This is a genomic window from Burkholderia sp. 22PA0106, from assembly GCF_047497155.1.
Taxonomy (GTDB): Bacteria; Pseudomonadota; Gammaproteobacteria; order Burkholderiales; family Burkholderiaceae; genus Burkholderia.
In genome coordinates this window covers 669,523-683,868 of record NZ_CP163162.1, presented here as the reverse complement: position 1 = coordinate 683,868, position 14,346 = coordinate 669,523, and the positions used below count along the sequence as shown (strand labels likewise).

The following is a 14,346-nucleotide window of genomic DNA, read 5'->3' as shown; positions in this document are numbered from 1 at the left end:
TTTAATACAGAGTTACCTTTGAATACACCGAAAAATTTCCATAGTCCCTTATTCATCATGGATTTCCCGCAGATGACCAGGGACTTTTGACCGATACAATGCACTTACACCATTCGACTTACTGATTCTTCATAAAACTTAACAAGCCTATAAAACAGAATCGTCGAACACTGTTTTACAGTTGATACCTGCGAGTTTGCAGTTGTTTTCATTTGAAATTAGCGAGCTCTCATAGAATCCGCGCAATTGATCGCTTTTCCGTGCATGCCGGCCATCACACTTGATTTTGCCTGGTGCAACGCACGGCTCCGTGGAGAAAGGCAGTATGAATCGCAATTACCGTTCTATCTGGAACGAATCTCTCGGGGCTTGGGTGGCTGCATCGGAAAACGATTCGGCTCGGGGTAAACCCAATAAATCGGCAGTTGCAAAAGCGGTCACCACCGCCGTGCTGGTTGCCGGCGCGACCAATCAGGTCGCGCACGCGCAGTACGCGACCGGCGGCGGCGTCACCACCAGCACGTCGGCCATCGCGATCGGCGGCAATGCGGCGGTGCTGGGCGTCTACACGCCCAGCAACACCACCGCCACCGGCACCGGTGCGATCGCGATCGGGTCGAACTCCACGTCGTCCGGCATCGCCTCGATGGCGCTCGGCTACGGCTCCACGGCCACCGGCACCACCTCGATAGCGGTTGGCAATGGCGCGACCGCCACCGGCATCTACACCACCGCCTTCGGTCACAACGCATTCGCCACCGGCTCCAGCGCGATCGCCGTGGGTTCCGGCTCCGGCGCGACCGGGCTGGGCTCGACGGCGGTCGGCAACGACACGCGCGCGACCGCGAGCAGCTCGGTGGCGATCGGCGGCGGCGACAGCTCCGGTACCGGCGGCGCCACCGCCTCCGGCGCCTCGGCGGTTGCCGTCGGGCGTTTTTCGGTGGCCAGCTCCACCAGCGCGCTGGCCGTTGGCGCCGGCGCGTCCGCGTCCGACCAGTACGCCGTGGCGCTCGGCCCGAATTCGACCGCGTCGTACGCGGGCAGCGTCGCGATCGGCAACGGCAGCGCAACCGCCGCCGCTGCTCCCACTACCACCGGCTACCTGACGGGCCAGGCCGCACCGACCGCCGAAGTGTCGGTGGGCAACGCCACCACGCTGCGCCGCATCACCAACCTGGCCGACGGCTCGGCCGCGACCGACGCCGTCACTGTCTCGCAGCTCAGTACGGGGCTCAGCACGACCACCAGCACGACCACCAGCTCGATCGCGAGCCTGTCGACGTCGACGTCGAGCGGGTTGTCGACGGCGAACAGCCGTGTGACGTCGCTGTCGAGCGGGCTTTCCACGACGAACAGCAATGTCACTTCGTTGTCGAGCGGGTTGAGTGCGACCAATAGCAATGTGTCGTCGTTGTCGACGGGCGTGGGGTCGCTGTCCACCGGGCTTTCCACCACGAACAGCAACGTCACTTCGTTGTCGAGTGGGTTGAGCGCGACCAATAGCAATGTGTCGTCGTTGTCGACGGGGGTGGGGTCGCTGTCCACCGGGCTTTCCACCACGAACAGCAATGTCACTTCGTTGTCGACGGGTGTGACTTCGATTTCCAGCGGGCTTTCGACAACGAACAGTAACGTTGCCTCGCTGTCGACGGGTGTCGGCTCGTTGTCCACGGGACTTTCCACGACCAACAGCCGCGTCACGTCGTTGTCGACGGCGTCGTCCACGGCGGAAAGCTCGCTGTCTACCGGGCTCTCCTCGACGAACAGCAATGTCACTTCGTTGTCGAGCGGACTAAGCACGACCAACAGCAATGTCTCGTCCTTGTCGACCGGCGTCACGTCGATTTCATCGGGACTGTCGACCACCAACAGCAATGTCGCTTCGTTGTCCTCGTCGACTTCGACAAGCGTGGGATCGTTGTCTACCGGCTTGTCGTCGACGAATAGCAATGTGACGTCGCTGTCGAGTGGACTGAGCACGACCAATAGCACCGTCTCGTCGTTGTCGACGGGCGTCACGTCGATTTCCTCGGGACTGTCGACCACCAACAGCAATGTCGCTTCGTTGTCCTCGTCGACTTCGACCAGCGTCGGTTCGCTGTCTACCGGTTTATCGTCGACGAATAGCAATGTGACGTCGCTGTCGAGCGGACTGAGCACGACCAATAGCACCGTCTCGTCCTTGTCGACGGGCGTCACGTCGATTTCCTCGGGACTGTCGACCACCAACAGCAATGTCGCTTCGCTGTCTTCGTCGACTTCGACCAGCGTTGGATCGCTGTCTACCGGCTTGTCGTCGACGAATAGCAATGTGACGTCGCTGTCGAGCGGACTGAGCACGACCAATAGCAACGTCTCGTCCTTGTCGACCGGTATCACGTCGATTTCATCGGGACTGTCGACCACCAACAGCAATGTCGCTTCGCTGTCTTCGTCGACTTCGACCAGCGTCGGTTCGCTGTCTACCGGCTTGTCGTCGACGAATAGCAATGTGACGTCGCTGTCGAGCGGACTGAGCACGACCAACAGCACCGTCTCGTCGTTGTCGACGGGCGTCACGTCGATTTCCTCGGGACTGTCGACCACCAACAGCAATGTCGCTTCGCTGTCTTCGTCGACTTCGACCAGCGTTGGATCACTGTCTACCGGCTTGTCGTCGACGAATAGCAATGTGACGTCGCTGTCGAGTGGACTGAGCACGACCAATAGCACCGTCTCGTCGTTGTCGACGGGCGTCACGTCGATTTCCTCGGGACTGTCGACCACCAACAGCAATGTCGCTTCGTTGTCCTCGTCGACTTCGACCAGCGTGGGTTCGCTGTCCACCGGATTGTCGACCACGACGAGCAATGTCACATCGCTCTCGTCGGGACTGAGTTCCACGAACAGCAACGTGACATCGCTGTCCAGCGGACTCAGCACGACAAACAGCAACGTCTCGTCGTTGTCGACCGGCGTGACGTCGATTTCCAGCGGCTTGTCGACCACCAACAGCAATGTCGCGTCGTTGTCGTCTTCGACTTCGACCAGCGTGGGTTCGCTGTCCACCGGATTGTCGACCACGACAAGCAACGTCACATCGCTTTCGTCGGGGTTGAGTTCGACGAACAGCAACGTCACCTCGCTGTCCAGCGGGTTGTCGAATACAAACAGCAATGTCGCTTCGCTGTCCTCGTCGACATCGACCAGCGTCGGTTCACTGTCCACCGGACTCTCGACCACGACGAGCAATGTCACGTCGCTTTCGTCGGGGTTGAGTTCGACGAATAGCAACGTGACGTCGCTGTCCAGCGGACTCAGCACGACAAACAGCAACGTCTCGTCACTTTCGACTGGCGTGACGTCGATTTCCAGCGGGTTGTCGACCACCAACAGCAATGTCGCGTCGTTGTCGTCTTCGACTTCGACCAGCGTGGGTTCGCTGTCCACCGGATTGTCGACCACGACGAGCAATGTCACTTCGCTTTCGTCAGGGTTGAGTTCGACGAATAGCAACGTGACGTCGCTGTCCAGCGGACTCAGCACGACCAATAGCAACGTCTCGTCCTTGTCGACTGGCGTGACGTCGATTTCCAGCGGGTTGTCGACCACCAACAGCAATGTCGCTTCGTTGTCGTCTTCGACTTCGACCAGCGTGGGTTCGCTGTCCACCGGATTGTCGACCACGACGAGCAACGTCACATCGCTCTCGTCGGGACTGAGTTCCACGAACAGCAACGTGACATCGCTGTCCAGCGGACTCAGCACGACCAACAGCAACGTCTCGTCGTTGTCGACCGGCGTGACGTCGATCTCCAGCGGGTTGTCGACCACCAACAGCAATGTCGCGTCGTTGTCGTCTTCGACTTCGACCAGCGTGGGTTCGCTGTCCACCGGATTGTCGACCACGACGAGCAATGTCACGTCGCTCTCGTCGGGATTGAGTTCGACAAATAGCAACGTGACATCGCTGTCCAGCGGACTCAGCACGACAAACAGCAACGTCTCGTCACTTTCGACTGGCGTGACGTCGATTTCCAGCGGGTTGTCGACCACCAACAGCAATGTCGCCTCGTTGTCGTCTTCGACTTCGACCAGCGTGGGTTCGCTGTCCACCGGATTGTCGACCACGACGAGCAATGTCACTTCGCTTTCGTCGGGGTTGAGTTCGACGAATAGCAACGTGACGTCGCTGTCCAGCGGACTCAGCACGACCAATAGCAACGTCTCGTCCTTGTCGACTGGCGTGACGTCGATTTCCAGCGGCTTGTCGACCACCAACAGCAATGTCGCGTCGTTGTCGTCTTCGACTTCGACCAGCGTGGGTTCGCTGTCCACCGGATTGTCGACCACGACGAGCAATGTCACTTCGCTCTCGTCGGGCTTGAGTTCGACAAATAGCAACGTGACATCGCTGTCCAGCGGACTCAGCACGACAAACAGCAACGTCTCGTCACTTTCGACTGGCGTGACGTCGATTTCCAGCGGGTTGTCGACCACCAACAGCAATGTCGCCTCGCTGTCGTCTTCGACTTCGACCAGCGTGGGTTCGCTGTCCACCGGATTGTCGACCACGACGAGCAATGTCACTTCGCTTTCGTCGGGGTTGAGTTCGACGAATAGCAACGTGACGTCGCTGTCCAGCGGACTCAGCACGACAAACAGCAACGTCTCGTCACTTTCGACTGGCGTGACGTCGATTTCCAGCGGGTTGTCGACCACCAACAGCAATGTCGCATCGCTGTCGTCTTCGACTTCGACCAGCGTGGGTTCGCTGTCCACCGGATTGTCGACCACGACGAGCAATGTCACTTCGCTTTCGTCGGGGTTGAGTTCGACGAATAGCAACGTGACATCGCTGTCCAGCGGACTCAGCACGACAAACAGCAACGTCTCGTCGTTGTCGACCGGCGTGACGTCGATTTCCAGCGGCTTGTCGACCACCAACAGCAATGTCGCCTCGTTGTCGTCTTCGACTTCGACCAGCGTGGGTTCGCTGTCCACCGGATTGTCGACCACGACGAGCAACGTCACATCGCTCTCGTCGGGACTGAGTTCGACGAACAGCAACGTGACATCGCTGTCCAGCGGACTCAGCACGACAAACAGCAACGTCTCGTCGTTGTCGACCGGCGTGACGTCGATTTCCAGCGGCTTGTCGACCACCAACAGCAATGTCGCCTCGTTGTCGTCTTCGACTTCGACCAGCGTGGGTTCGCTGTCCACCGGATTGTCGACCACGACGAGCAACGTCACTTCGCTTTCGTCGGGGTTGAGTTCGACGAATAGCAACGTGACGTCGCTGTCCAGCGGACTCAGCACGACCAATAGCAACGTCTCGTCCTTGTCGACTGGCGTGACGTCGATCTCCAGCGGGTTGTCGACCACCAACAGTAACGTCGCTTCGTTGTCCTCGTCGACCTCTACCAGCGTTGGTTCGCTGTCCACCGGACTGTCCACGACGACGAGCAATGTCACATCGCTCTCGTCGGGACTGAGTTCCACGAACAGCAACGTCCTGTCGCTCTCGACCTCGACCTCCACCGGCATCACGTCGCTCTCGACTGCGGTCAGCTCGCTTTCGACGTCGACCTCGACCGGCATCGGCTCGCTGTCCACCGGGCTGAGCACGACCAACAGCAACGTCACGTCCTTGTCGAGCGGACTGAGCACCACAACAAGCAACGTCACTTCGCTTTCGTCCGGCCTCAGCGCAACGAACAGCAACGTTTCGTCGTTGTCCTCGTCGACTTCGACCAGCGTCGGCTCGCTGTCTACTGGCCTTTCGACCACGACGAGCAATGTCACCTCGCTCTCGTCGGGCCTCAGCACAACCAACAGCAACGTTACTTCGCTTTCGTCCGGCCTTAGCGCCACCAACAGCAATGTCTCGTCGTTGTCCTCGTCGACTTCGACTAGCGTCGGTTCGCTGTCCACTGGCCTTTCGACAACGACGAGCAATGTCACTTCGCTCTCGTCCGGCCTCAGCACAACCAATAGCAACGTCACGTCTCTGTCGAGCGGACTGAGCACCACAACAAGCAACGTCACTTCGCTTTCGTCCGGCCTCAGCACCACGAACAGTAATGTCTCGTCGCTGTCCTCATCGACTTCGACCAGCGTCGGATCGCTGTCCACCGGCCTTTCGACCACGACGAGCAATGTCACTTCGCTCTCGTCCGGCCTCAGCACCACCAACAGCAACGTTACTTCGCTTTCGTCCGGCCTTAGCGCCACCAACAGCAATGTCTCGTCGTTGTCCTCGTCGACTTCGACTAGCGTCGGCTCGCTGTCCACCGGCCTTTCGACCACGACGAGCAATGTCACCTCGCTCTCGTCCGGCCTCAGCACCACCAACAGCAACGTCACATCCCTGTCGAGCGGACTGAGCACCACAACCAGCAGCGTCACTTCGCTTTCGTCCGGCCTTAGCGCAACGAACAGCAACGTTTCGTCGTTGTCCTCGTCGACTTCGACCAGCGTCACCTCGCTCTCGTCCGGCCTCAGCACCACCAATAGCAACGTCACGTCTCTGTCGAGCGGACTGAGCACCACAACCAGCAACGTCACTTCGCTTTCGTCCGGCCTCAGCGCCACGAACAGCAACGTCTCGTCGCTGTCCTCATCGACTTCGACCAGCGTCGGTTCGCTGTCCACCGGGCTCTCGACCACGACGAGCAATGTCACTTCGCTCTCGTCTGGTCTCAGCACAACCAACAGCAACGTCGCCTCGCTGTCGACCGGCGTAACGTCGATTTCCAGCGGCCTGTCCACGACGAACAGCAACCTCACGACGCTCTCGACTTCGACCTCGACCGGCATCACCTCGCTCTCGACGGCGGTGAGTTCGCTGTCGACGTCGACGTCGACCGGCATCGGCTCGCTGTCCACGGGCATCGGCTCGCTCTCGACTGGTGTCGGCTCCCTCTCCACCGGCATCGGCTCGCTGTCAACCGGCCTGAGCACCACCAATAGCAACGTATCGTCGCTGTCGACCTCGACATCCACCGCCGCCAACTCGTTGTCGACCGGGCTGAGCACGACCAACAGCAATGTCACCTCGTTGTCGTCTTCGACCTCGACCAGCGTCGGATCGCTGTCTACCGGCTTGTCCACGACCAACAGCAACGTGACGTCGCTGTCCAGCGGGTTGTCGTCGACCAATAGCAACGTGTCCTCGTTGTCCACGTCAGTCTCCAGCGGATTGTCGACGACGAACAGCAACGTCGCTTCGCTGTCGTCCTCGACTTCGACCAGCGTCGGCTCGCTGTCTACCGGGTTGTCCACGACCAACAGTAATGTCACGTCGCTCTCCAGTGGACTGAGCAGCACCAACAGCAATGTTTCCTCGTTGTCGAGCGGTCTCAGCACGACGAACAGCAACGTCACTTCGCTGTCGTCCTCGACTTCGACCAGCGTCGGATCGCTGTCCACCGGGTTGTCCACGACAAACAGTAATGTCACGTCGCTGTCCAGTGGACTGAGTAGCACCAACAGCAATGTTTCCTCGTTGTCGTCGTCGACTTCGACAAGCGTCGGATCGCTGTCAACCGGGTTGTCCACGACCAATAGCAACGTGACGTCGCTGTCCAGCGGGTTGTCGTCGACAAACAGCAATGTGTCGTCGTTGTCGTCCTCGGTCTCCAGCGGGCTGTCGACCACGAACAGCAACGTGTCTTCGCTGTCGACTTCGACTTCGACCAGCGTCGGCTCGCTGTCAACCGGACTGTCCACGACAAACAGTAACGTCACGTCGCTGTCCAGTGGACTGAGCAGCACCAACAGCAATGTTTCCTCGTTGTCGTCGTCGACTTCGACAAGCGTCGGATCGCTGTCTACCGGACTGTCCACGACCAATAGCAACGTGACGTCGTTGTCGAGTGGCCTGTCGTCGACCAATAGCAACGTGTCCTCGTTGTCCACGTCAGTCTCCAGCGGATTGTCGACGACGAACAGCAACGTCGCTTCGCTGTCGTCCTCGACTTCGACCAGCGTCGGCTCGCTGTCTACCGGGCTGTCCACGACCAATAGCAACGTGACGTCGCTCTCCAGTGGACTGAGCAGCACCAACAGCAATGTTTCCTCGTTGTCGTCGTCGACTTCGACAAGCGTCGGATCGCTGTCAACCGGGTTGTCCACGACCAATAGCAACGTGACGTCGTTGTCGAGTGGCCTGTCGTCGACCAATAGCAACGTGTCCTCGTTGTCCACGTCAGTCTCCAGCGGATTTTCGACGACGAACAGCAACGTCGCTTCGCTGTCGTCCTCGACTTCGACCAGCGTCGGCTCGCTGTCTACCGGGTTGTCCACGACCAACAGTAATGTCACGTCGCTCTCCAGTGGACTGAGCAGCACCAACAGCAATGTTTCCTCGTTGTCGAGCGGTCTCAGCACGACGAACAGCAACGTCACTTCGCTGTCGTCGTCGACTTCGACCAGCGTTGGCTCGCTGTCTACCGGGTTGTCCACGACCAACAGCAGCGTTTCCTCGCTGTCCACTGGCCTGAGCACTACCGATAGCAACGTGTCTTCGCTGTCGACTTCGACTTCGACCAGCGTCGGATCGCTGTCCACCGGGTTGTCCACGACAAACAGTAATGTCACGTCGCTGTCCAGCGGACTGAGCAGCACCAACAGCAACGTGTCCTCGCTGTCCAGCGGTCTCAGCACGACGAACAGCAACGTCACTTCGCTGTCGTCGTCGACTTCGACCAGCGTTGGCTCGCTGTCTACCGGGTTGTCCACGACCAACAGCAGCGTTTCCTCGCTGTCCACTGGCCTGAGCACTACCGATAGCAACGTGTCCTCGCTGTCGACTTCGACTTCGACCAGCGTCGGATCGCTGTCCACCGGGTTGTCCACGACAAACAGTAATGTCACGTCGCTGTCCAGCGGACTGAGCAGCACCAACAGCAACGTGTCCTCGCTGTCCAGCGGTCTCAGCACGACGAATAGCAATGTTTCCTCACTGTCGTCGTCGACTTCGACCAGCGTTGGCTCGCTGTCCACTGGGCTGTCCACGACCAACAGCAACGTCACATCGCTGTCGAGCGGACTGAGCAGCACCAACAGCAACCTGTCTTCGCTGTCGACTTCGACTTCGACCAGCGTCGGATCGCTGTCCACCGGGTTGTCCACAACAAACAGTAATGTCACGTCGCTGTCCAGCGGACTGAGCAGCACCGATAGCAACGTGTCCTCGCTGTCGACTTCGACTTCGACCAGCGTCGGATCGCTGTCCACTGGGCTGTCCACGACCAACAGCAATGTCACATCGCTGTCGAGCGGATTGAGCAGCACCAACAGCAACGTGTCCTCGCTGTCGTCCGGCCTCAGCTCGACGAACAGCAATGTCTCTTCACTGTCGTCCTCGACCTCGACCAGCGTCGGCTCTCTGTCCACTGGTCTCTCGACCACGACGAGCAATGTCACGTCGCTCTCGTCGGGCCTCAGCACGACGAACAGCAACGTCTCCTCGTTGTCCAGTGGACTCAGCAGCACAACCAGCAACGTCTCGTCGCTCTCGTCCGGCTTGAGCAGCACGAACAGCAACGTCGCGTCGCTGTCGTCCTCGACGTCGACGAGCGTTGGATCGCTGTCTACCGGCCTCTCGACCACGACGAGTAGCGTCACTTCGCTGTCGTCCGGATTGAGCACGACCAACAGCAACGTTTCCTCGCTGTCCAGTGGACTCAGCAGTACAACCAGCAACGTCTCGTCGCTCTCGTCCGGCTTGAGCAGCACGAACAGCAACGTCGCATCGCTGTCGTCCTCGACGTCGACCAGCGTTGGATCGTTGTCTACCGGGTTGAGCACCACCAACAGCACGGTGTCGTCGCTGTCCACCGGTGTCGACTCGATTTCGACTGGCTTGTCGACCACCAACAGCAATGTCGCGTCGTTGTCGTCTTCGACCTCGACCAGCGTTGGATCGCTGTCCACGGGTCTCTCGACTACAACGAGCAACATCACATCGCTGTCGTCTGGCCTCAGCAGCACCAACAGCAATGTCTCCTCACTGTCGAGTGGCTTGAGCACGACCAACAGCAGCGTCGGCTCGTTGTCCACTGGCCTCTCGACGACAACGAGCAATGTCACGTCACTGTCGTCCGGCCTCAGCAGCACCAACAGCAATGTCTCCTCACTGTCGAGTGGCTTGAGCACGACCAACAGCAGCGTCGGCTCGTTGTCCACTGGCCTCTCGACGACAACGAGCAATGTCACGTCACTGTCGTCCGGCCTCAGCAGCACCAACAGCAATGTCTCCTCACTGTCGAGTGGCTTGAGCACGACCAACAGCAGCGTCGGCTCGTTGTCCACTGGCCTGAGCACCACGAACAGCACGGTCTCCTCGCTGTCCACCGGTGTGTCCTCGATATCGACCGGCTTGTCGACCACCAACAGCAACGTCACGTCGCTGTCGTCCTCGACCTCGACCAGCGTTGGTTCGTTGTCCACCGGACTGTCGACCACGACGAGCAATGTCACCTCGCTCTCGTCTGGCCTCAGCAGCACCAACAGCAACGTGTCCTCGCTGTCGAGTGGTCTGAGCACGACCAATAGCAGCGTCGGGTCGTTGTCCACTGGCCTCAGCACCACGAACAGCACGGTCTCCTCGCTGTCCACCGGCGTCGGGTCGATCTCGACCGGCTTGTCGACCACCAATAGCAACGTCGCTTCGCTGTCGTCCTCGACGTCGACCAGCGTAGGCTCCCTGTCCACCGGACTGTCGACCACGACGAGCAATGTCACCTCGCTCTCGTCTGGCCTCAGCAGCACCAACAGCAACGTGTCCTCGCTGTCCAGCGGTCTGAGCACGACCAACAGCAGCGTTGGTTCGCTGTCCACCGGCCTCAGCACCACGAACAGCACGGTCTCCTCGCTGTCCACCGGCGTCGGGTCGATCTCGACCGGCTTGTCGACCACCAATAGCAACGTCGCTTCGCTGTCGTCCTCGACGTCGACCAGCGTAGGCTCCCTGTCCACCGGCCTCAGCACCACGAACAGCACGGTTTCCTCGCTGTCGACCGGCGTCTCTTCGATCTCGACTGGACTGTCGACAACGAACAGCAATGTCGCTTCGCTGTCGTCATCGACTTCGACCAGCGTTGGCTCACTGTCCACCGGCCTGAGCACCACGACGAGCAACGTCGCGTCGCTGTCGACGGGTTTGAGCTCGACCAACAGCAACGTTTCTTCGCTCTCGTCCGGCCTTAGCACAACAAACAGCAACGTCAGCTCGTTGTCGTCATCGACCTCGACCAGCGTTGGCTCGCTGTCCACCGGCTTGAGTACCACGACGAGCAACGTCGCGTCGCTGTCGACTGGCCTGAGTTCGACCAACAGCAACGTCTCCTCGCTGTCGTCCGGCCTCAGCACGACAAACAGCAGCGTCGGCTCGTTATCCACCGGCCTGAGCACCACCAACAGCACGGTCTCCTCGCTGTCGACCGGCGTGTCCTCGATCTCGACTGGACTGTCGACAACGAACAGCAACGTCGCTTCGCTGTCGTCATCGACTTCGACCAGCGTTGGCTCACTGTCCACCGGCCTCAGTACCACTACCAGCAACATCTCGTCGCTCTCGTCCGGCCTCAGCACCACCAACAGCAGCGTCGGCTCACTGTCGTCCTCGACCTCGACCAGCGTTGGCTCGCTGTCCACCGGCCTGAGCACCACGACGAGCAACGTCGCGTCGCTGTCGACGGGCCTGAGCTCGACCAACAGCAATGTCTCCTCGCTGTCGTCCGGCCTCAGCACGACAAACAGCAGCGTCGGCTCGTTATCCACCGGCCTCAGCACCACCAACAGCACGGTCTCCTCACTGTCGACCGGCGTGTCCTCGATCTCCACCGGCCTGTCGACAACGAACAGCAACGTCACTTCGCTGTCGTCCTCGACTTCGACCAGCGTCGGCTCGTTGTCCACTGGCCTCAGTACCACCAACAGCACGGTCTCCTCGCTGTCGACCGGCGTGTCCTCGATCTCCACCGGCCTGTCGACAACGAACAGCAATGTCGTTTCGCTGTCGTCATCGACTTCGACCAGCGTTGGCTCACTGTCCACCGGCCTCAGTACCACTACCAGCAACATCTCGTCGCTGTCGTCTGGCCTCAGCACCACAAACAGCAGTGTCGGCTCGCTGTCGTCCTCGACCTCGACCAGCGTCGGCTCGCTGTCCACCGGCTTGAGCACCACGACGAGCAACGTCGCGTCGCTGTCGTCCGGCCTGAGCTCGACCAACAGCAACGTCTCCTCGCTGTCTACCGGCCTCAGCACCACCAACAGCAACGTCTCCTCGCTCTCGTCAGGCCTCAGCACCACCACCAGCAACATCGCCTCGCTGTCGTCCTCGACCTCGACCAGCCTCGGCTCGCTGTCGACGGCAACCGGTTCGCTGTCCACCGGCCTGGCCTCGACGAACAGCAACCTGAGCTCGCTGTCCACCTCGACCTCGACGAGCGTCAGTTCGCTGTCCACCTCGGTCAGCTCGTCGGTGGCGAACTCGTCGGGCAAGGTCGGCAACAGCATCGCCTCGGCACTCGGCGGCGGCGCGACGTACGACCCGACCACGGGCGCGATCACCGCGCCGTCGTACACGACGTACAAGGCGAACGGCACGACGGCGACGGTCGACAACATCGGCAGCGCGCTCGACAGCATCAACTCGACAGGCATCAAGTACTTCCACACCAACACGTCGGCGGGTTCGACGGATTCGGTGGCCACGGGCGTCGACAGCGTCGCGATCGGCCCGAACGCGGTCGCGAACATCGACAACTCGGTGGCGATCGGCAGCGGCGCGATCACCTCGGCGGCGGTGCCGGTCAGCTCGGCCACGGTCGGCAACATGACGTTCGGCAACTTCGCGGGCAACTCGCCGGTGGGCGTGGTGAGCATCGGCTCGCCAGGCTTCGAGCGCCAGTTGACGAACCTCGCGGCAGGCCGCGTCTCGGCCACCAGCACCGACGCCGTGAACGGCAGCCAGTTGTTCCAGACCAACGCGGCCGTGGCCTCGTTGTCGACCAGCCTGAGCAGCGCGGCCTCGTCGTACACCAGCGCGGTGGCGTCGCTGTCGACTTCGACCTCGACCTCGCTGAGCGCGCTGTCCACCTCCACCTCGACGTCGGTCGGCTCGCTGTCGACCTCGCAGTCGCAAACCACCTCCTCGGTGGCGTCGTTGTCCAGCTCGACCTCGACCACCACCGGTTCGCTGTCCACCGGCCTGTCGACCACGACCAGCAGCGTGGCGTCGCTGTCGACCACCACCTCGAGCGGCTTCAGCTCGCTGTCCTCGAGCCTGTCGGCGACGAACACGTCGGTCACCTCGCTGTCGAGCAGCCTCGGCACGGTCAGCGCCCAGGTCGCCTCGCTCTCGACCACCGCGGCGAACAACACCACGCGATCGCTGAGCGCGGGCGGCTATGCCGCCGACATGTCGGCAGCGGGCGCGCAGGCGCCGTCGGTCACGGCAGGTTCGAACTCGGTCGCCCTGGGCCAGGGCTCGACGGACGACGGCCGCTCGAACGTGGTGTCGGTCGGCAGCGCGACCCAGCAACGCCAGGTCACGAACGTCGCGGCGGGCACGCAAGGCACGGACGCCGTCAACCTCAACCAGTTGAATGCGCTCTCCACGTCAACGGCGCAGTCGTTCGCGGGTCAGCAAACCCAGATCAACTCGCTGGGCTCGCAATTGCAGCAAACCCAGCAGGCGGTGCAGCAAACCGACAAGATGGCGCGCCAGGGGATTGCCGCGGCGACGGCGCTGACCATGCTGCCGCAGGTCGAGCCGGGCAAGACGGTCAACATGGCGATCGGCGTTGCCCGGTTCGCGGGCGAATCCGGCATGGCCTTCGGCGCCAGCGCGCACGTGACGACCAACGGCATTCTGAAACTGGGCGTCGGCATCTCCGGTCAGAACAAGACCTACGGTGTCGGGTATGGATACAGCTGGTAATCGACGCGCCGTCACGCCCACCTCACCCGCTCCGAAAAGCGCCTGATCGTTTCCTCACGCACGCCGTGAAAGACGATCAGGCGATCTGACCAGCCGGCGCAACGCCGGCTGCGATCCTGGCGTGTGCTGCGCCCGGCATTCGTGCGCCGGCAAGCACGGCCCACTTCCATTGATCTGAAAGCCGCACATCGATCCGCCGGGCTGGCATGCAACCCGATGCGGGTTGCGCACGCCGGCGCCTCATCTGCCGAACGTTCGTACAAATAAAACACCGCGCATGGATTTCAACGGCATTCCTGCCATACAAATTTACATTTCCGACCATTTAATCACTCACTTCACAAAAATTACAAAAAAACATAATCACCCAATTCCCTCCCTCCTCATCTTTAAAACCAAGATCACGCCAC

Annotated in this window: 2 protein-coding genes and 2 pseudogenes; 3 read left to right on the top strand and 1 reads right to left on the bottom strand. The window is 60.7% G+C overall.

Translation table 11 applies throughout. The annotated features are described in order from the left end of the window. Nucleotides 1–325: 325 nt before the first annotated feature. Nucleotides 326–406 (top strand): annotated as a pseudogene (locus AB4850_RS02935) (ESPR domain-containing protein); the annotation flags it as partial. A 335-nt stretch (nucleotides 407–741) separates the two neighbouring features. Here the strand turns inward: AB4850_RS02935 and AB4850_RS02930 are convergent. Next, a complete protein-coding gene (locus AB4850_RS02930; protein ID WP_414441115.1) occupies nucleotides 742–1,095 on the bottom strand; it encodes a hypothetical protein in 354 nt (117 codons plus the stop codon). Between AB4850_RS02930 and AB4850_RS02925 the strand changes: the two are divergent. Both AB4850_RS02925 and AB4850_RS02920 read left to right on the top strand, forming a co-directional pair. Then, nucleotides 1,004–1,219, top strand: a pseudogene (locus tag AB4850_RS02925) (hypothetical protein); the annotation flags it as partial. The gene AB4850_RS02930 and the pseudogene AB4850_RS02925 sit on opposite strands and share 92 nt — an antisense overlap. Nucleotides 1,220–3,634: 2,415 nt before the next feature. Continuing rightward, nucleotides 3,635–13,936 (top strand): YadA-like family protein, encoded by a 10,302-nt coding sequence (locus tag AB4850_RS02920; RefSeq protein ID WP_414441943.1) that lies wholly within the window; start codon nucleotides 3,635–3,637, stop codon nucleotides 13,934–13,936. The last annotated feature ends 410 nt before the right edge of the window (nucleotides 13,937–14,346 follow it).